20 protein-coding genes are annotated in these 17,993 nt (G+C 62.5%); 11 read left to right on the top strand and 9 right to left on the bottom strand.

The window, feature by feature from the left end; all coding sequences use genetic code 11:
• Positions 1-43: 43 nt before the first annotated feature.
• Positions 44-1,294: an outer membrane protein transport protein gene (locus G3N94_RS01035; protein ID WP_205790041.1), complete on the bottom strand. Its 1,251-nt coding sequence runs from the start codon at positions 1,292-1,294 to the stop codon at positions 44-46.
• Positions 1,295-1,421: 127 nt separating this feature from the next.
• On the opposite strand from G3N94_RS01035, the gene G3N94_RS01040 reads away from it, so the two are divergent.
• Positions 1,422-1,742: a metalloregulator ArsR/SmtB family transcription factor gene (locus tag G3N94_RS01040; RefSeq protein WP_205790043.1), complete on the top strand. Its 321-nt coding sequence runs from the start codon at positions 1,422-1,424 to the stop codon at positions 1,740-1,742.
• Between the two features lie 197 nt (positions 1,743-1,939).
• Here the strand turns inward: G3N94_RS01040 and G3N94_RS01045 are convergent, their stop codons facing one another.
• The 4 genes from G3N94_RS01045 to G3N94_RS01060 form a co-directional block, all read right to left on the bottom strand.
• Positions 1,940-2,413: a hypothetical protein gene (locus tag G3N94_RS01045; protein WP_205790045.1), complete on the bottom strand. Its 474-nt coding sequence runs from the start codon at positions 2,411-2,413 to the stop codon at positions 1,940-1,942.
• A gap of 71 nt (positions 2,414-2,484) precedes the next feature.
• Entirely contained in the window at positions 2,485-3,411 is a 927-nt protein-coding gene (locus tag G3N94_RS01050; RefSeq protein ID WP_205790053.1) for a tyrosine-type recombinase/integrase, read from the bottom strand.
• A 96-nt stretch (positions 3,412-3,507) separates the two neighbouring features.
• Positions 3,508-3,666: a hypothetical protein gene (locus G3N94_RS01055; protein ID WP_205790055.1), complete on the bottom strand. Its 159-nt coding sequence runs from the start codon at positions 3,664-3,666 to the stop codon at positions 3,508-3,510.
• Positions 3,663-4,169 (bottom strand): DUF2471 family protein, encoded by a 507-nt coding sequence (locus G3N94_RS01060; protein ID WP_241021478.1) that lies wholly within the window; start codon positions 4,167-4,169, stop codon positions 3,663-3,665. The genes G3N94_RS01055 and G3N94_RS01060 overlap by 4 nt, the downstream gene beginning before the upstream one ends.
• Positions 4,170-4,386: 217 nt before the next feature.
• Between G3N94_RS01060 and G3N94_RS01065 the strand changes: the two genes are divergently transcribed.
• From G3N94_RS01065 to G3N94_RS01080, 4 genes are read left to right on the top strand one after another with little or no spacing between them, the layout of a single operon-like run.
• Positions 4,387-4,917, top strand: a complete 531-nt coding sequence (locus G3N94_RS01065) for a PAAR domain-containing protein (RefSeq protein ID WP_205790057.1) — start codon at positions 4,387-4,389, stop codon at positions 4,915-4,917.
• A complete protein-coding gene (locus G3N94_RS01070) occupies positions 4,914-5,678 on the top strand; it encodes a VRR-NUC domain-containing protein (protein WP_205790059.1) in 765 nt (254 codons plus the stop codon). Before G3N94_RS01065 ends, G3N94_RS01070 begins: the two co-directional genes overlap by 4 nt.
• Positions 5,678-6,769, top strand: a complete 1,092-nt coding sequence (locus tag G3N94_RS01075) for a type VI immunity family protein (RefSeq protein ID WP_241021479.1) — start codon at positions 5,678-5,680, stop codon at positions 6,767-6,769. The genes G3N94_RS01070 and G3N94_RS01075 overlap by 1 nt, the downstream gene beginning before the upstream one ends.
• Before the next feature lie 11 nt (positions 6,770-6,780).
• Positions 6,781-7,329 (top strand): hypothetical protein, encoded by a 549-nt coding sequence (locus G3N94_RS01080; RefSeq protein WP_205790066.1) that lies wholly within the window; start codon positions 6,781-6,783, stop codon positions 7,327-7,329.
• 12 nt (positions 7,330-7,341) lie between these two features.
• On the opposite strand, the gene G3N94_RS01085 is transcribed toward G3N94_RS01080, so the two are convergent.
• From G3N94_RS01085 to imuA, 3 genes are read right to left on the bottom strand one after another with little or no spacing between them, the layout of a single operon-like run.
• The gene (locus tag G3N94_RS01085) at positions 7,342-10,491 is read right to left on the bottom strand and encodes an error-prone DNA polymerase (protein ID WP_205790068.1); all 3,150 of its coding nucleotides are present in this window, start codon (positions 10,489-10,491) and stop codon (positions 7,342-7,344) included.
• Positions 10,492-10,497: 6 nt separating this feature from the next.
• A complete protein-coding gene (locus tag G3N94_RS01090; protein WP_205790070.1) occupies positions 10,498-11,976 on the bottom strand; it encodes a DNA polymerase Y family protein in 1,479 nt (492 codons plus the stop codon).
• Positions 11,897-12,613 carry a translesion DNA synthesis-associated protein ImuA gene (gene imuA, locus G3N94_RS01095; RefSeq protein WP_205790078.1) on the bottom strand — a complete coding sequence of 239 codons (717 nt, stop codon included), beginning with the start codon at positions 12,611-12,613 and terminating at the stop codon, positions 11,897-11,899. The genes G3N94_RS01090 and imuA overlap by 80 nt, the downstream gene beginning before the upstream one ends.
• A 338-nt stretch (positions 12,614-12,951) precedes the next feature.
• On the opposite strand from imuA, the gene G3N94_RS01100 reads away from it, so the two are divergent.
• The 3 genes from G3N94_RS01100 (at position 12,952) to G3N94_RS01110 (ending at position 15,360) form a co-directional block, all read left to right on the top strand.
• Entirely contained in the window at positions 12,952-13,263 is a 312-nt protein-coding gene (locus tag G3N94_RS01100; protein ID WP_205790080.1) for a winged helix-turn-helix domain-containing protein, read from the top strand.
• A 539-nt stretch (positions 13,264-13,802) separates the two neighbouring features.
• Positions 13,803-14,051 (top strand): hypothetical protein, encoded by a 249-nt coding sequence (locus G3N94_RS01105; RefSeq protein ID WP_205790082.1) that lies wholly within the window; start codon positions 13,803-13,805, stop codon positions 14,049-14,051.
• Positions 14,052-14,598: 547 nt separating this feature from the next.
• Entirely contained in the window at positions 14,599-15,360 is a 762-nt protein-coding gene (locus G3N94_RS01110; RefSeq protein WP_205790089.1) for an SOS response-associated peptidase family protein, read from the top strand.
• 37 nt (positions 15,361-15,397) lie between these two features.
• On the opposite strand, the gene G3N94_RS01115 is transcribed toward G3N94_RS01110, so the two are convergent.
• Complete coding sequence (locus tag G3N94_RS01115; protein ID WP_205790091.1) at positions 15,398-15,724, bottom strand: H-NS histone family protein; 327 nt, start codon at positions 15,722-15,724, stop codon at positions 15,398-15,400.
• A 168-nt stretch (positions 15,725-15,892) separates the two neighbouring features.
• Here G3N94_RS01115 and G3N94_RS01120 point away from each other — a divergent pair, with 168 nt between their 5' ends.
• From G3N94_RS01120 to G3N94_RS01130, 3 genes are all read left to right on the top strand, one after another.
• Complete coding sequence (locus tag G3N94_RS01120; protein WP_205790093.1) at positions 15,893-16,573, top strand: site-specific integrase; 681 nt, start codon at positions 15,893-15,895, stop codon at positions 16,571-16,573.
• A 202-nt stretch (positions 16,574-16,775) separates the two neighbouring features.
• On the top strand, positions 16,776-17,027 hold the full coding sequence (locus G3N94_RS01125) for an AbrB/MazE/SpoVT family DNA-binding domain-containing protein (RefSeq protein ID WP_205790095.1): 252 nt from the start codon (positions 16,776-16,778) through the stop codon (positions 17,025-17,027).
• A complete protein-coding gene (locus tag G3N94_RS01130; RefSeq protein WP_205790097.1) occupies positions 17,021-17,371 on the top strand; it encodes a type II toxin-antitoxin system ChpB family toxin in 351 nt (116 codons plus the stop codon). Before G3N94_RS01125 ends, G3N94_RS01130 begins: the two co-directional genes overlap by 7 nt.
• The last annotated feature ends 622 nt before the right edge of the window (positions 17,372-17,993 follow it).

Genomic DNA, 17,993 nt, shown 5'->3' on the forward strand with positions numbered 1-17,993 from the left:
GCCGGGCAAGCGCGCGGGCGTCGGCATCACTCGATGGTGAAGCTCAGAATTGCTTGCCGAACGAAACGCCCACCACGTCTTCTGCAAGATGCACGTTTGCATTGCCGCCCCCGAAGGCCGCGGGAATCGAGTCGTCGCCGTTTACTGTTTTCTTGAACGCGTGGCCGTAGAAGATTCCGAACGATGTCTTCGCATCGGTCGTCCAGGTCGCGCCGAGCGTCGCCTGATCCTGCACGACACCCGGAGCGAGAATGTTCAGGAATGTCTCCGTATTGGCCACGGGCTGGCTCGAATGACTGTAGCCTGCACGGAGCGTCAGATGGCTGGTCACATCGTAGCTGGTGCCGATCTTGATCACGTTGGTATTGCGCCAGCCAAAACCCGGACCGTCGGCCGATCCCAACGCATTGCCTGCAAACAGATTGGTGAGCGGATTTGCGATCGAATTCACGTTGCCGTACAGAATGCGCTGAAAGTCCACCGCCACCGTCCATGTCGGCGTAACCTTCCAGGAAAACCCGATACCGTAGTTCTCCGGGATGTCGAATGAGCCGCCATCCGCGAAGAGACCTTTGTATTTGTCGAAACTGCCGTGAATCTTCGACGCCCATGTTACGCCGACGGTCAGTGCAGGCGTAATCTGGCCGGTGTAGCCGAGGTGCACGCCTACGCCAACCGTCGAGTCGGCACCCCGATCCGTTACGTTGCCGGGCGCGACCGACATGCCGGTGAACGGCTGCAGTCCGCTTGCCGTGAAGCGTTGATAGGCGATGTTCAGGCCGATGCCGAACGCGTGCCGGTCGAACAGCTTGTAGGCGATCGTCGGCGAGAGGAACACCTGCTCGATATCGGCGCCTGCCGAGCCCGTGGCACCGAATGCCCGAAAAGGATTATGGGCGTAGCCGGTATCGAGCCCACCGTTTGCGTACAGGGCGAGTCCCGCATACGTATTCGGCAGGAACTGGTACGTTACGCCGAACTCGGGCAGCGAGAAAATCGAGCGGTTATTGCCGGCGTAGTCGCCGTCAGCGCCGTAACCGTTGCCCAATATCTCTGCGCCGCGCCTCGGCAGAAAGAGGCTGATGTCGCCATCGAAGCGGTTTCCAACGAAGGCGATGCCTGCGGGGTTGGCTGCTGCGGCGAGTGCATCCTGTGGCAGGCCGATGCCAACGCCCGCCATACCCTGTGACGCAACCCCGTAGCCGTTGGAAAAATAGCCGTTGGTGGCCCATGCGAAGGTTGGTGCTGCTGCGACAACGACAATGAATGCGCGAGTGGTCCCTTGTAGCCTCATGCGTTTCCCCGAATAATAGTTGCAATAGCTAACGGGGATAGAGTCTATTGATTTGGACTCGCACCTCAAACCAAGTTATTCACATAAGCTTTTGATAGATTATCAAAATATAAAGTGTATTTTGCCGATGAGTTCTTCCGATTCTTCCATTGACCTTCGCGCCATGCAGGCCTCAGCGGAGAAAGCCTGCGCCCTGCTCAAGGTGCTCGCCAATCCGGATCGCCTGCTGATCATGTGCCGCTTGTCCCAAGATGAGATGTCCGTGGGCGAACTGGAGGAGCAACTCGGCATTCGTCAGCCGACGCTGTCGCAGCAGTTGGCGGTGCTTCGAGAGAACGGTCTGGTCACTGCGCGTCGCGAGAGCAAGAACATCTTCTACTCGGTGGCGAGCGTACAGGCGCTTGCCGTGATGGACGTGCTCTATCAGCAGTTCTGTGCCGCCGCCTGACCCCGAAAACAGCGCATGCCTTGTTGCCCTCGCTATCACCGCATCCGCGCCGACTGCGGGCTCTAATGCGGTGAAAGCCAACGTCCGCAGTCCCATACCGGAATGGACGCTGGGTCTCTTCTTCCGGGAGAAAACGGAGGACGGTTTCTGGCCGACTACAGTCTGCCTGTCGACACTGATCGTTTTTCCGACGCCACCTATCCACGGATGCTATCGAGCAACGCTGCGAAGTCGGCCGAGACTGGCGTGGCCACAGAATGAACCGTGTGGATGCGTACGCGGCCCGAAACGAGGTCCCGAGAGTCGATCGCGATGCGATCATAGATGCGGCCGCGCTTCCCCGGCTCCGGAGCGAGTTTGTAGCGGTTTCCCCTTTGAATGTAGTCCTCGATGTCGGGATCGACGCGAACATGGACATGGTTGTCCTGTTCGCTCAACACCACGCGGACCAAGTCGAGCGGGACACCCAGCAACTGATCGACAATGCGATTCACGATGGCGTGGCGAACGTGGTGATCGCCGAGCAACACCTGATTCGGTCCGCGGTGATTGTCGATCTGGACGATGACCTGGTGGGGGGCTTCGGCGACGATAAGTCGGTAGCGGCAGACCGCCGGAAGGTTGCTGCTGGTGGCGTAAACCAGATCGACGTAGGAGGTTGCGTAGGGCATGTGACGGCTCCAAGGGGAAGAAAAGCCAGCGCGGTTGCTGGCTCTTCCAACCTATCGAGCCGTCGGCGAAGTCAAGGCGACGCGTCGCTTCCTGCTTGGGTAAGGGTGGCGCGCAATCGGACGGCGGTTCGTTGACTGGACAAACCCAACAGTCGCCCCACGTCCTCGTTGCTGCGGCCGGCGATCAGGAGCCGCCGCGCGTAGGTGTTACGGAGCGTGCGCGGGCTCATGTCGGGCAAGCGCACGTCGATCGCGAGCAGCTCGTCGCGCACGATCCGGCCGAGTAATTCGTCGGTCATGGGTCCGGCGGCACGTGGTGACGGGAATAGCAACGTGTCGTCAGCCGTCGGGTGATCAGATTGCCAACGCGACAGCACCGGGCGCGCGAAGTCCGCGATGCCGACGCGGCGCGCATCGCGAGAGCCGCGCTTCGGGATATCGATATGTGGCCGGGCGGGCGCAAGGTCGAGCTCGCCAGCTTTCGCAAGGCGGATCTCCTGCGCCGTGATACCCGTGGCCAGTAGCAGCGCCACGATCGCGCGATTGCGCAAAGCGCGGTCGTCGAGCGCGCCCAGGTCGGCCAGATGCGTCTGCAGGCGCACGTCATCGGGCTCGGCGATGTACACCGGATCAGGCTCGTCCTCTGGCCACGTTTGCGCCAGCGCAAAGGCGGCGGCGGGGTTGGTTTGCCGCACACCCAGATCCGTCAGATGCCGGCAAAGCCGGTCAATCAGTTTTTGGTAGCGCAGCCGGGTCGTCGTGCCGGGCTGGCAGCGGTTGTCGACGTCGGCAAAGAAGGATTCAAGATGCTCGGGGCCGAAGGTGGCGAGCGACCTTTGAACGGCCGCGAGGTGGCGCATAAAGCGCTCGAACATGGCTTCGTGCTGGATGATCGAGCGCGGAGAAAAGGCTCGCCGGTCTGCGCCGGCGGCCTCGGTGCGTTGCCATTGTCGGTAGGCTTCAGTCGGAGAGGTAATCCAGTGGTCGAGTTCGTTCATGGCATGCCTTATATACTGAATGTGCGCCCTTTCCCATCGACCGCGAATCTCCGATTCGCGCATGGGCTACCAACCGGAAGGGGTCATACGCCCCGCTCACGCGCGCTGCTGGTTGAACGCCGCGATCGCTTCCGCAATGCTTCCGTATGGGCCGCGCGACTTGCCGTCCGGGTGAGACAGCCCATAGTCGCCGGTTTCGCGCCACTCGAAGGCGGGAGAAGGAGGCGTAGTCGAGCCAAGGATCGTGTCGCTCACACGGCCTCCGGGGCGGCGGTTGCGTCGATGACCGCACGCAGGATCAGATAAACGGCAGGTAACTTGACGTCGTCACGCCGCCAGTCGACCGCTTCGTCGAGATTCGGGCCTGGCAAGCGACTATCGCGCAAGCGCACAAACGCGTCGATGATCGTCTGCTCGTGGCGCCCTTGGAAGCCGAGATCGGAAAAGGCTTGCTCCTCGATGTCGAGAAGCGCGCGCCACGTGAACGGTTGCGCCGCGGTCTTGCCAGCGACGCTCGACGAGCCGAGATAGCGTTGCGCAACCGTCTCCACGATGCGCTGTAGATCCTGCGCCGCGCGGGCGGCAGCATGCTCGTGTTCGACCGGATCGAAGTCCGGCTGTTCTTGATCGAAAGCAGTGGGGTGGTGCATGGCTTTTCGGTAGCCGGTGGCGATTCGCGCGAAAATCGCTTCGCGCGCGTCACGCGGCACATGGAAGAACGGCACTGTAAATATATCCAGTGCCCGGTTGTCTTTCAAGATGGCTCGTAATTGGGGGGCGAACAAGATAAGCGCTTACCTTGTTCACGCCCCCTTAACGAAAGACATAGGGGGCCCCCGATCGCGACCAACGATGGTCAAGGCGTCTTTGACGCCGGTTCCTGACAAATTTTGACACTCAGCCCAACGTCGTGTCGCGGTATGTCGCTATGAAACAGTGCTAAATTCGTGCGACATAACAAACCGAGGGCTGGCTATGACCTACGCGTTTATTCGCGAAGGCGATACGACATCGCATGGCGGACGTGTACTCGCCTGCACATCAACGAACATGATGTTTGGCAAACCTGTCGCGCTCCTTGGCGACATGGTGGCCTGTCCGAAATGCGGCGGCGTCTATCCAATCGTCGACGTGAAGGTGAGAAGCATGACCTTCGGCGGACGGCCGGTCGCGACCGAAGGGGACAAGACAGCCTGCGGTGCGTCGCTGATCGCCTCCCAAGGCTCGGCAGACGTCGAGCAGGTGTCGGGTGCCGCCGGCGGCATCGGCGGTGGAAAGAGTGTCGTCCCACAGCAGGACCCGAACTCGACCGACCAATACCGTGGGCGTTTTCAAGTCCTGAACAGCGCAACGGGAAGCCCCGTTGCGAATCACCCGTACTCATTCCAGACGACTGACGGTTCCACGATTTCCGGGCAGACCGACTCGCAAGGCTTCACGCAGTGGCACGAGTCCGTCGAGCCGGGTTCGATCACGTTTCACGGCGCGGGGAGTACCGAAACGTGAGCAAGTGGTCGATCGGAGGAACGGCGCAAGGCGACGGTGAAACCAGTCGGGTGTACCTCAATTCGAAACTGCGCCCAAAGGACCAAGCGAAGCTGTGCAGCCTCATGTGCACGTGCAAGAATAATCCGCCTCAGTCGGTCGATGGCAAAGACTTACGACAGATCTGCGTTGCATCGGCGCTGAAAACGGAAGATCGCAACTTCACGACCAGCATGTACAAGGCGGAAGTGAAGTACCTCATGACGGTTCGGCCGCCAGTGCCGATTATGAGTCCTCGCACGCCGAACAAGACGTACGGCTGGCTGCCGCAGTGGATCAAAGACAACTGGGAAGGGGAGTACAAACGCGGCGCCGGCAATGTGCGGATCCCCGATGTGGTGATTGTCAAGGATCCCGCGAAGGAGCCGACGCAAGATAATCTCGACGCGGTGGTCGAAATGAAGTTCAAGGGCGACTCGTATTCGACGCGGCACCAAAAGCAGGACGAGGATATCGCCGGCCCCCACGCATCCGCGGTCCTGTTGACGCCGGAGGACTGTGGGTGTCCCGACGACGAAGAGAAGAAGCAAGCCAAGACCGGCGAAGTCCCGGTGATCGGGCCGGTCCCTCTCAATTCCTCTGATGGTGCATCGAAGGCCGCGCCCTGGAGCCCTTTCGATGAACTTGATGACGCGACGACACGTTCGCGCAGTGTCTTCGGCCCGCGGCCACCGGATGGTGCTGCGCCCTCCGCACCGCCGAACCTGATTCCGCTATTCTGATGACCATGAACGAACAAGCACTGATCGAGTGGGCGAAGAATGCCCAGACTGATGCCCTGTTGAAAGGGGGCATGCTACTGCCCAAGCAACGCCACGACTACGTCGGCGCTGCCATGGTCGTGCGCGCGGCGCTGTTCTTTCCGAACGCGTATCAGGAAAGCGTGCAAGACGAGATTGCAAACTGCTTCGCCGCGTACGCGGCCCACTCTGTCCCGCGCCTTCGCTGGCTGACGCAGGATGGCCGAAAGCCCGTGCAGCTGAAATACGGCCAGGTCGACCCGAAGGCGTTCCGAGCGCGAGGGGACGCTGGCGTCACGGCCTATCTGTCGTCTGGCGAGAAAGCTGAAGATGCCGGATTGTGGGAGTTCCGCGTGTTCGGGATCTTAGAGTATGAGGAAGCGATGCCGGAAGGCGGCGCCAGCGCATTGACTTTCTCGGTTCCCGCGCCGTTCTTAGTTACCTATCCGCACGCGTTTCAGCAGCTGTTCGTCGACTTCGCGAAACGGCTGAATGTCTACAACGGCTATGCAGGATTCGCCGTGAATCTGAGCCTGACGGAAGCCGAGGCCAACACCCCGACGGAGTACTGGTTGGCCAAGCGTTACATTGCGCTCGACGTCGGGAATCCGCTGTTGAATGCGACACACCTGCGATCCAAACTGAAAACGGTGTCCTGGCTCACGTGTCTGGACAAGACGATGTTGGAGCAGGTCGGCGGGGTCTCCGCGCTTCGAAACGAGCTCCCCCCTGGCTGGTTTGCGCTGTACGACGTGAACGGCGGGGTCGTGATTCAGGCTGGCCCTGAGCCAGAGGCCGGTGGTGCGACCGACGATGCGGGAAAGGGGCCACCCGTCGCACCAGCGAATTATGTGATTCTGAACAATGCCCTGAATGCTGTTCGTGCCACGACAGTTTGGCGTTTGCAGCGCGGTTTGATGGGGGCCGCTGCGCCGTACTTCGATACGACAGCGGAAAGCGATGATTGGCTACGCCGATTCGACGTCGACGAGAACAGTCTGTTCGACTACAAGGCGAAGCTGCTGAAGATGCCAAAACTCACGGCTGCTACGGTGTTACCGGATCATCTTTGAAGGGGGCCACAATGGCGGAATTCGTTCCTCCGCAGGGTGCTGGTCGGGGTGCACATCTGCCGAACATTCAGGCCACGTATATCGACTTGCATCGTCTGTTGGCGATATTTCTCGCGAGCAAAGAATTCGCGAATCGGATCAACGTGGCACAAGGCCACAATGCCGAGCTACATGATCCTCTCTTCAACCTTCAGGAATGCGAAGAGGACGAGATCTCACGGATTTTATTGAGCCTCGCGGTCACTGCACGTGCTGTCGACGATGCTCACAATCGGGTGTTCGATCTGGCCGCGGGGCCATGTGGAACCCTGCTCCGGAACGCTGAGCGGCCAGAGGAGGCTGCTGATCTGGAGTTGCGCGAAGCCTGCAACAAGGTCATCCATGCGAGTCACTGGCACTTCGATATGGAAGAAAACGAACGCGGCCGGTCCTACCTAACCCCGACGATGTACATATACGGCAGTCTGGGAGGAAGAAACTGGAAAGCGATATTGGATGTTGTCGAGTTCGCGAAGCAGTATTTCAGTACTGTCGCGCCCGTGCGTGACGTGGCTCGCTGACGGTTCGTCGCGTCAACAAAACTCCCGCGCTGACGTCGGCAACGCTCCGAGTAGCTCGGTCCGGTCGACGAGCTTGCTCGCGATCAGGTGCCTCACTTTTCCTTCGACCTGCCATACACCGTAGACGGCGAGCAGCGATGCACCAAGCGCTTCCTTCCGAAATTTCTCCAGCAGGCCGGGCCACAGGATCACATTGACCTGCCCCGTCTCGTCCTCGAGTGTGATGAAGAGCACGCCATTTGCGGTACCAGGGCGCTGCCGCACCGTGACGAGCCCGCACGCGCGCGCGAGTTGTCCGTTGCGCAGCGTCGCCAGCTGTTCGGCGGACTGCAGGCGATCCATGTTGAGGCGTTCGCGCAGCAGCGCCAGCGGGTGCCGGCCAAGCGTGAAACCCATCGCGCGATAGTCCGTGACGATCTCCTTGCCTTCGGAGGCCTGCGGCAACACCGGCACGGCGTCGTCGCGTTCGGTACCGCGCAACAGATCCCGATCGGACACCGCAGCGGCCGCGAGCCAGAGGGCCGCGCGTCGGTTGCCGCCGGCGAGCGTGCGCAACGCGTTCGCGCGCGCGAGTACCTGCAGGTCGTGCCGATCGAGCTGCGCCCGGCGCGCGAGATCAGCGACGTCGACGAACGGTCGCACCGCGCGGGCGAGCTCGATGCGGCCGGCGACGTCCTCGCGCATGCCGCGCAGCAATGAGAAGCCAAGTCTCACGGGCGCCGACGTCGTTGGCCCCTCGATCTCCGAATCCCACGTGCTCACGGCGACGTCGACCGGCAGCACCTGGACGCCGCGGCGCCGCGCATCCTGCAGCAGCTGCGACGGCGTGTAGAAACCCATCGGCTGGCTGTTGAGCAGCGCCGCCAGGAACACGGCCGGCTCGTGCCGACGCAGCCACGCGCTCGAGTAGACGAGCAGGGCGAAGCTGGCCGCGTGGCTCTCGGGGAACCCATACTCGCCGAAGCCCTTGATCTGCGCAAAGATTGCCTCCGCGAACTCCCGATCGTAGCCGCGCGCGAGCATGCCGCTGACGAGCCGATCGTGGTACGGCTCAAGGCCACCCTTTCGCTTCCATGCCGCCATCGCGCGGCGCAGTTGGTCGGCCTCGCCGGCGGAGAAGCCGGCCGCCAGCATGGCGACCTGCATCACCTGCTCCTGGAAGATCGGCACGCCGAGCGTGCGCTTCAACGCCTTCTCCATGCCTTCGGACGGGAAGGTCACGGGCTCGAGTCCTTGTCGCCGGCGCAGGAACGGATGCACCATGCCGCCTTGCACCGGGCCCGGCCGCACGATCGCAACTTCGATCACCAGATCGTAGAAACACTGCGGCCGCAATCGCGGCAACATCGACATCTGCGCGCGCGATTCGACCTGGAACACGCCCATGCTGTCACCGTTGCAAAGCATGTCGTAGGTGGCCGCGTCCTCGGGCGGAATGTCCTGCAGCTCGAACGTCTCGCTGCGCTTCTCGGAAATCATGTCAAGGGCGCGGCGGACCATCGAGAGCATGCCGAGCGCAAGCACGTCGATCTTCAGAATCTGGAGCGCTTCGATGTCATTCTTGTCCCACTGGATGATCGTGCGGTCCTCCATCGCGGCGTTCTCGACCGGCACGAGTCGCGTGAGCTTGCCGCGGCTGATCACGAAGCCGCCGGAGTGCTGCGACAGGTGCCTTGGGTAACCGAGCAGCTGCGCGGCAAACGCGGCCCACTGCTGGTTGAGCGGCGCTTCGGGAGCGAGCCCGACCTCAGCGAAGCGCTGCAGCAGATCCTCGCGCGAGTCGAACCAATGGTGACTTTTAGCGACCCGGTCGACAATCGCCGGATCGACGCCAAGCGCCTTGCCGGCTTCGCGCAGTGCGCTGCGCGGCCGGTAGGTGGTGACGGCCGCCGTCAGCGCCGCGCGCGTGCGCCCATACTTCCGGTAGATGTATTGCATCACTTCTTCACGTCGCTGATGCTCGAAGTCGACGTCGATGTCAGGCGGCTCGTTGCGCTCCTTGCTGATGAACCGTTCGAACAGCATTGACTGTCGGGACGGATCGACCTCCGTCACGCCAAGGCAATAGCAGACCGACGAGTTCGCCGCCGACCCGCGGCCCTGACACAAGATGCCTTGCTGACGCGCGAATTGCACAATGTCGTACACGGTCAGGAAGTACGCCTCGTAGTTCAGGTCCGCGATCAGTTGCAGCTCGTGCTCGATCTGTGCCTGCACATCGACCGGGATGCCGGCCGGGAAGCGACGGCGCGCGCCAATGTAGGTCTGTTCGCGCAGATACGTCGCCGGATTGTAGCCGGTCGGCACTACTTCGTCCGGGTACTCGTATTTCAGGTCATCGAGCGAGAACGTGCAACGCCGCGCGACGCGCACGCTCTCCTCGAGCGCACCCGCCGGATAGAGATTCGCGAGGCGCAGACGTGATCGCAGGTGGCGCTCGGCGTTTGGCGCGAGTTCGTAACCGCACTCGGACACGGGCCGGCCGAGCCGGATCGCCGTCAGCACGTCCTGCAGCGGCTTGCGCGAGCGCACATGCATCAGCGGCCAGCTCGTGGCCACCACCGCCACACCGTGGCGCGCGGCAACGCGCTCGACCAAGCCGCGATGAATGTCGTCCATCGCGCGTGCATGCAGCGTGAGCGCGACCCACGCGCGCTCGCCGAATACGCGGGCGAACCATTCGACCTGGGCGTCGAGTCGGCGCTCGTTGGCAGGGAAGTCCGGCGACAGGATCACGATGCAGTCGGGCAGGCCGCGCAGGTGCATGTAGGGTGCTTCAGGGTGCTCGAGATCGAGCGGTGCCAGCCGGTACGTGCCTTTCTTGCCGCGCATGCGGCCGAGCGAAACGAGCTCGCAGAGGTTGCCGTAGCCGTCGCGGTTCATCGCGAGCGCAGTGAACGCCAGTGCCGGCGAGCCGTCGGCGGACGTCAGCCGAAAGTGCGAGCCGATGATCAGAGGCAAGCCAGCCGACTTCGCCTCCACGTGCGCGCGCACGACGCCGGCGAGCGAGCACTCGTCGGTGATCGCGATCGCGCTGTAGCCAAGTTGCGCGGCGCGTGCGACGTATTCCTCGGCGCGCGACGCGCCGTGCAGGAACGAAAAATCACTGGCGACCTGCAATTCCGCGTAGGCGGGCAGGGCGCCGTAGCTCGCGGCGCTCATGGCAGATCAACCGAACAGGCCGTGCAGGAAAAAGCGCGGTTCGCTGTCGTCGCTGGCTGTCGGCCGCTCCTTGAAGACCCAGTAGCAGATGCCGTTGTCGTCTTCCGCGACAAAGTAGTCGCGCGTGACGGTTTGGCCGTCCTGCCAGCCGCCCTCGATGCGCTCGCCCGGCGACACCATGCGCAGCGGTGTGCCGTAGAACGGACGATGCTGACGGGTGAGCAGTGGGACAGGCTTCTCGAGCAGCCACGCCGGGCGTGGCAGATCCGCCGGCAGCGGAGTGGCCTTTGGCGCGTCGCGCAGCGGTACCCATCGGGCAGCCGCTTCTGGACGGTAGTCGGCTATGGGAGCCGGGACGAGCACGTTTTCCGCGCCGAGACGCGCGGTCAGCAGCTCGAGCAACCGCGCTTGATCCTGCGGCGTGCCGCCTGGCTCCGGAAACAGTGAGTCGCTCGGCGCGGCCGCCTCTTGCACGCGGCGTGCGATGAGGCGCACGGCGATCACGGGCGCGACGAGCCCGACGTGCGCGAGTCGCTCCTTGACGAGCCGCGTCAGGTGTTCCTCGAAGCGGGTTGGGGCACCCAGCGCGATTTCGATATCGGTCGGCGCGATCGCGTCTCGGCCGCGCTCGTGCTCGAGCAGCAGCGCGAACGCCGCGACGTCCAGTTGCTTCGCGGTGAGCCAACCGGTCATCTGCAGGATGAGCCGCCGCGCGACGAAGAGCAGCGCCTCGGCGTGTTCGACCCGGTCCATCAATTCGACACGCGCGTCGAAGGTCGGCGGCATCTCGAGCCATTCGTAGGCGGCCGGCGCGGTGCCGGTAACCTGGTCGAGCCAGTCGAGCAGCGGCACACCGCAACGCTTTTTCAGGCCGGCGCGCGGCAGGCGCTGCAGATCCGCAAGGGTTTCACAGCCGAGTTCATCGAACCACATTGCATGCCGACGTGCGTCGGGTGCGACCGCAAGTGGCACGCGCGCGAGCGCGCGGCGCAGCGAGCAGGCAGACAGCGCAAGACCACCGCGGAGGCCTCGGGCGACCACCCACGCGGCCGGGCCCGTCGACGCGACGGATATAGCCGCGAAGACGCCGAACGACGCGACGACATCGCGCACGCGCTGGCGCAGCGCGCGGATGCCGTGGAACAGCCGCAGCGAGGCTGTCACGTCGAGCAGCACAACGGCCTCGTCAGCGTCAACGACGCTGGGGGTGAACTGCAGAAGCGCGTACGCGACGCCGAGCGTGAGCTCGCGTTCGCGCGCGACATCGCGCTCGCGGATTTGCGCGTCCGGCGCGAGTGACAGCACGCCACCGCGGCGCATGCCGGCGACGACACCCAGCGCATGCGCCGCGCGATCAAGCGCCACGACACGGCCGCTCTCGAGCACGACGAGACCACGCGCATCGTCAGGCGATGGCGCCGGCGATCGTGGCCGGAACGCTTCGAGGTTGAGGTGCGGCAGATGCACGCCGATCCAGACTTGCATGGCGGTTCAACAAAATCGGCGAGGGAGACAACGGGACGAACAGCGGCGTATCGCGTTGCGGCCCGCGACGCTTCACGAACGTGACGACGACGCCGTCACGCTTCGGAGCAAGCGCGAGCCTCAACGGCGCCGGCGACGCGTCGCGCGCGGCGGCCGCCGGTCGGAACAGGAAGAACAATGCGGATCCGCTCTGCGCGGCCAGATTGAGGCGGCGCAGGGCGTCCGCACGCACGGCCGACTGCCAGAGCAACACGGCGGCACACGTGCCGGCGCGCAACACCTGCTCGGCTGCCCACAGAGCGTCGGCCGTGCGCGGTGCCGGCAGCGTGATGAACCCAGACGGATCGACGCCCCAGTACGCGAGCGCGAGCGGCTGCAGCGCGTGCGGTGGCTGGACGAGCACAACCGGCCGACCTGCCGCGCGCACGAGTACTGGCGCCAGCAGCCGGAGTTCGCCGATACCGGGCTGCTGAGCGAGCAGCTCGACCAGCGCGCCCGCCGGCCAGCCCCCGCCCGGCAGCTCAACCGTCAGCTCCGGATGGCCCGTGTCGACGCCGCGGAAGCTCGAGCGCGCCAGTTGCGAGGCGCGCCAGAGCGATGGGTGGATTCGCTCGGGGTGGGCAAGGGCGGGTTGCATGGGCGAAATGTACGAACACTGTATAAATATACAGTTATTCTAGCCTACGCAGACCGGATAGGCGAGCGCCGCCCGGATGACAAAACGGGGCCGAATCGTATAATCGCGCCCAAACGGACCAAAACGGCGAAAGCGGCACGGAAACCGTGAGCTTTCGCGGCGAATACGGGACGCGACGGCGCTATTCTGGATCGGCCTACCGCGCGATCCAGCGCATCGAAAGTCTCATTCTTCGACGGTCTCCCAATCGCCGTCGCTTTCTTCCCCAATCCCTTTCCACCCCCTGCATGCGGGCCTTGCTTCCGCATGGAGGCGGCACGCGCAGCACTGGAGTACCTATGCCATCCGCTTTCTTCGCTACCTCGCCAGGCCACTCGCGGGCTGCGACCGTGAGTCCGAGCCAATGGCGCCCGGACTTCGCCCGAATCCGCGGACACGTCGCGAACGCGATCGCCGACCAGATCGAGGATGCCATTCGTTCTGGCGTTTTCAAGCCTGGCGACAAGCTGCCGACCCAACAAGCAATTGCCGACTCGCTCGGCTTCCATTTGAACACCATCTACGCCGCGTTCAAGGAACTCACTCGGCGAGGATTGACCCACGGTTTCGCCCGTCGCGGCACATTCGTGCTCGACATCGAGACGGCCTGACGCTATCGATCGCCGGCCTGCTGCATGCAGGCCGAGATCCCACTCAACCCTTGCGGGCACGCCCGCAAGGGCCTGCTCGCATATTCGAGCCGGTCAAGGATGGCGAACAGACCATGTTGCGGGTCAGAGAGACTGCGCCGGCATACTGAGCCGACGCCGATAAGCGTCGGTGGTGCCACCCACCGCTCCCACACCTCCAGCGTCAGTTCCAGGCTCCGTTGGTATGTCGAGGCGGACCATGCCTGTATGACAGGGGTGGGGATCCGAATCAGGTTCTGCGGTGTCTGGGCTTCACGGGAGCGCACGAGCGCGTTTTGCCATGCGTAGTAGACGCGCAGCGTACCTTCGCACCGGTCGGCGGAAATGACCCGTTGGTTGAAGGCTGCACTATCGCGCACGCGCCCGTCAGAAGGCGACCAATACCGTCTATCTCTTGCCGTGTGAAAAGCACGGCAACGCGTCTGTCATCGCCGCGCAAGCGGCTTATTTCAACCACTGGGCGACCCGATCGGGCCGCCCATATTTATTCTGGAACCCTTATGGAATCCCAACACGACACCACTTCCGGCACGGTGCAGGTTCGACGCCGCATCGACTTGGATTTCTGGTCGGACCTCGACCCCGAGGTCGCGGACCTTGACGCGGAATCGCACGTTGGCCAAGCCGTATTCGGCCTTCTCGTCCATCTGCAGAGCGTCGCCAACACGCAAGCGGTACTCGAGTCTGAGCTTGTCGATCTGCTCAAGCAAATTGGAATACGCCAATCCAGTATCTGGCTGTTTGGTTGATGGGCGCGTTCGTTCGATCACCCCCCAAGCACGCCGGGAAACCCAACGGGAAGGGAGTTCCGGCTTTGATGAGGATCACAGATGAGACGCAAAAGAAAGAAACCCCTAGCCCAGCTTCGGCCACCTGGCATCCGCGTGGACGAGGTCGGGAAGGTCATCGGCCACGCAAAGGCCACCCTTCGCAGTCTCTGCCACTTCGACGACGATTCCGTAATTGACCTTGTACTGGAGTGCGCCAGCACCCTGTCGATCACGCTCTCTGAGACCGAAGAAGAGTGGGTCGTGTTCAGACTGCTTGGCCGGCCTCGGATTATCGATTCCGACTACGTCCAACCATGGTGGTGACCGCTGTTACCCCACCCAGCTGGCAACCCACATCAATGACTTGAAATCACGCCCACAGCGCACCCCTTCACGGGGTCGCCGTGGGCTTTTTCATTTCGGCGCGTGTGGTTCCCGACAACGAAGGCGGTCCCGCAGCATCCGCCTTACCTTCGGCAGTTATGCAGTATGATTTTCGACGTCGCCCGTACGAAAGGAGCAGGACGTGTGCACCAACTACGTCGCAACGCAGCGAAGCCGATATGCGAAGCACTTCGGTATCGAGCCGCCCGCCGGCGACTGGCCCGAAGAGATCTACCGTGACTACGTTGCCCCATTCATCCGTCGCGGCTCGGACGGCGGCCGCGAGTCGCTACTTGGCACCTTTGGGATGGTGCCGCGCCAACGCATTCCGGATCATGTACGCGATTACGACACTATGAACGCGCGTGCCGAGACGGTCGGCAAGCTGCGCAGTTTCGCGAAGCCGTGGGCTGCCTGCCAACTCGGTCTCGTGACAGCCCAAGCCGTTTTCGAACCGCGCTATCCCGCGCTCCCGGATCTCGACGTACCGAACCGCGACGAGGTCATCAAGGTGGTCTTGAAGCAAAAGTCGGAGCGGTGGGGCGTCAGTGTTGCATCTGGCGATCCATTCGCCGTTGCGGGCGTGTGGCTCGCATGGGAAGAACCCGACGGTGGCGAATCCTACTCGTTCACGATGATCACAGTGAATGCGGACGAGCACTTGCTCCTGCGCCAGTTTCACAAACATCTCGATCGTGACGGCAAGCCGAACGAGAAGCGTGGCGTCGTGATCCTTCGGCCCGACCAATACGACGACTGGTTGAACTGCCGAGATCCGGAAATCGCGCGAACGTTCTTGTCGTTGCTGCCGGCCGACGCATTGTCAATGGAGGCGGCGCCGAGGACAACGAAAACCAGACGGGCTACCGCATCGGCCGATCCGAGCAACGGCACATTGTTCTGAACGGGGGTCAGTCGGCGTGACGGCCGCTCGACCGCCGTCACTCGACCTTTTCGGGCCACCACGGTTTTGCGCTGCGGTCGATCAGGTAGTCCTCCAGATTCCTCCCTTCGAGCCATTTCGGGCGCGGGCCGAAGCCGGACCATTCTTTGCCTGACGACGGGTCATAGTATTTTGCTGGTGCCCGCCGCTTGGGTGCTTTCGCGAATCCCGCTGCGCGCAGCAATTCCTCTTGCGTAATGCCGTATCGCGCAACGTGCTCCTGAACCGCCGCCAAATATGCCTTTTTCTCGTCGTTCTTGGCGTCCGCCAAACGGATATTCAATTCGTGCAACTGCGCCTGAAGATGGTGGAGTTCGGTGGTCACGGTCGATTGTCGAGCAGGTCGAAAAGAGAAATGAGATGGTAGCGGATAGTCGACGCGAATCCGAATTTTCCGAGGTTGCCTTATAGGACGGTGTGTTAGCCTTGAAAAAGAGCCCTTGCGGTTTTCTCTCTGAACGATCCCGATTTCCATCCCGTTCAGAGAGACATCATGCCCAACGCCACAAAGCGAGCCGCCGTCCTGTCGCCCGGCCAGATCCGTCATCTGCTTCGCGTCACTGAAGCGACAAGCAGGCATCGAGAGCGCGATGCCGTGATCCTGCTGCTTGGACTGAGTGTCGGCATGCGGATCACCGAGGTCGCGCAAATCACGGTGGCCGACGTCATGTTTCGCAGTGGCGTGCTCCGCACGGAAGTCTCCCTTCGAGCGGCAATTACCAAGGGCTGTCGCCGGCGCGCCGTATATTTCTCGGCCCGCAAACTGGTCGACGCGATCGAGCGATATCTGGAGTTCCGAGTCGCGCACGATCTGGGCACCACTCTCGACAGGTCTCACTTTCGGGGACTGATCCCTGACCTTCCGCTGATCCTCAGTCGCAAGGGCTATCCGTATGCGCTGAATCGCAAAATGCGCATTGCAGCCGACGGCGAGCAAATTGACTACTGGGCAGCGGACTCCCTTCAAGCGTATGTGACGGGCCTCTACAAAGGGGCGGGGCTCAAGGCTTCCAGCCACAGCGGCCGCCGCACGTTCGCGACCCGGTTGCTCGGACGTGGTGCGACGATTGAGCAGGTGCAGATGTTGCTAGGTCATGAATCGATTGATGACACCCGGCGCTATATCGACGTGGACAAAGAGGTTCTCTGCCGCATCTTGGAGGACGCGATTTGACTGCTGGGTCGTGTCCGGCTGCCGCGCGAATGCCTCTGGCATTCGTCTCACTGGACCCATTCAGGATCGGCCTCGCCTCGCCGATAAATTGACGTGCATGCAGAGCGCTTCACCCTCGAACGACGTATATCCAAAGTAGATACATTTTTCTTGACGTCTTGCAGCGCTGTTTCTACAATGGATCAACATTCGGAGAGACGCGATGGAACTCAAAATTCAGAAATGGGGCAACAGTGCGGCGGTTCGCCTGCCCACCGTGTTGCTTGAGCAGATGCACGCCTCGGTCGGCGGCTCCCTCAACGCGGACGTGCGCCCGGATGGCGTATTGCTGACCCCTGCTCGCCGCAAGTACGCACTGGACGATCTGGTCGCTCAGTGTGACGCAAAGGCGCCATTCCCGGCGGACATGGCTGTATGGGGTGAGGTCAAGCCGGTAGGTCGTGAAGCATGGTGAGGCGGGTCAAGTTCGATCGGGGCGACATTGTGCGCGTGAACCTGAACCCGACCGTCGGGCGCGAGCAGCAGGGTGATTTTCGTCCCGCGCTTGTGCTGTCTCCCGCCGCGTTCAATGCATTGGGGGTGGCGCTCGTTGCGCCGATCACGCAGGGCGGGGAGTTTGCGCGCTTCGCAGGATTCGCCGTACCGCTCTCAGGCTCGGGCACCGAGACGCAGGGCGTGGCCTTGGTGAACATGGTTCGTATGCTCGATCTGGAAGCGCGTGGCGCGCGCAAGATCGAACGGGCACCGGCCGAGGTGGTTGAAGATGCGCTGGCTCGGCTTCAAACGATAATCGAGTAGGGAAACGCGTTGACCAACAACACCGCGACAACAACCCGAGCATAGCTGAGCGCGGGAGCTTGTCAGGTCGGTGGCATGCTGAGGCATGCCCTGGCGCCCCTGGGTGGTGGGGAGGCGGGGGGCCATCTCGAGACGTCACAGTCACGCTTTCAGTGCGAGACGGTCAGGTGACAGGGGAACTCGCGGACGCGAGCCCCAGTTACTCCTTCTCGGCACAGCTGAGTGGAACGGCTTCGAACTCGACGGCAGAAGTAAGCAGTACCGTTGGCTCGCGACATAAAATGAGCCTGTCTTCCGACGGAAACACGCTAACCGACAACTGGTGCAATAAGGACGGCGGATGCTCTACGTGCGTCATGCAACGTAACTGACGGATGGGCATTTGGTAAGGGTCGCGCCGTGAAATTTCCAAAAGGCGATCTTGAGCTACTGACGCGACGACACGTCGAGAAGCCGCGGAACGTGCGAGGTACAAATGGCTCGACGCTCAGCAGAAATTTTGAAGAGCAATGAAGAATATCTAGGAAAACGCCGGCGTGGGTGGCGCAAGGGGAAAGACCTGATGGGTGGCCGTCAAGAACAAGTACGCGCAGCGGTGGCTCGGGCCATTTGCGCCGCCTGT

The sequence above is a fragment of the Burkholderia sp. Ac-20353 genome, from assembly GCF_017104785.1.
Taxonomy (GTDB): Bacteria; Pseudomonadota; Gammaproteobacteria; order Burkholderiales; family Burkholderiaceae; genus Burkholderia.

Bases quoted from the DNA above. Each gene is read 5' to 3' on its own strand.
- G3N94_RS01035 (WP_205790041.1), bottom strand. From the start codon at position 1,294: ATGAGGCTACAAGGGACCACTCGCGCATTCATTGTCGTTGTCGCAGCA.
- G3N94_RS01040 (WP_205790043.1), top strand. From the start codon at position 1,422: ATGAGTTCTTCCGATTCTTCCATTGACCTTCGCGCCATGCAGGCCTCA.
- G3N94_RS01045 (WP_205790045.1), bottom strand. From the start codon at position 2,413: ATGCCCTACGCAACCTCCTACGTCGATCTGGTTTACGCCACCAGCAGC.
- G3N94_RS01050 (WP_205790053.1), bottom strand. From the start codon at position 3,411: ATGAACGAACTCGACCACTGGATTACCTCTCCGACTGAAGCCTACCGA.
- G3N94_RS01065 (WP_205790057.1), top strand. From the start codon at position 4,387: ATGACCTACGCGTTTATTCGCGAAGGCGATACGACATCGCATGGCGGA.
- G3N94_RS01075 (WP_241021479.1), top strand. From the start codon at position 5,678: ATGACCATGAACGAACAAGCACTGATCGAGTGGGCGAAGAATGCCCAG.
- G3N94_RS01080 (WP_205790066.1), top strand. From the start codon at position 6,781: ATGGCGGAATTCGTTCCTCCGCAGGGTGCTGGTCGGGGTGCACATCTG.
- G3N94_RS01085 (WP_205790068.1), bottom strand. From the start codon at position 10,491: ATGAGCGCCGCGAGCTACGGCGCCCTGCCCGCCTACGCGGAATTGCAG.
- G3N94_RS01090 (WP_205790070.1), bottom strand. From the start codon at position 11,976: ATGCAAGTCTGGATCGGCGTGCATCTGCCGCACCTCAACCTCGAAGCG.
- imuA (WP_205790078.1), bottom strand. From the start codon at position 12,613: ATGCAACCCGCCCTTGCCCACCCCGAGCGAATCCACCCATCGCTCTGG.
- G3N94_RS01100 (WP_205790080.1), top strand. From the start codon at position 12,952: ATGCCATCCGCTTTCTTCGCTACCTCGCCAGGCCACTCGCGGGCTGCG.
- G3N94_RS01105 (WP_205790082.1), top strand. From the start codon at position 13,803: ATGGAATCCCAACACGACACCACTTCCGGCACGGTGCAGGTTCGACGC.
- G3N94_RS01120 (WP_205790093.1), top strand. From the start codon at position 15,893: ATGCCCAACGCCACAAAGCGAGCCGCCGTCCTGTCGCCCGGCCAGATC.
- G3N94_RS01125 (WP_205790095.1), top strand. From the start codon at position 16,776: ATGGAACTCAAAATTCAGAAATGGGGCAACAGTGCGGCGGTTCGCCTG.
- G3N94_RS01130 (WP_205790097.1), top strand. From the start codon at position 17,021: ATGGTGAGGCGGGTCAAGTTCGATCGGGGCGACATTGTGCGCGTGAAC.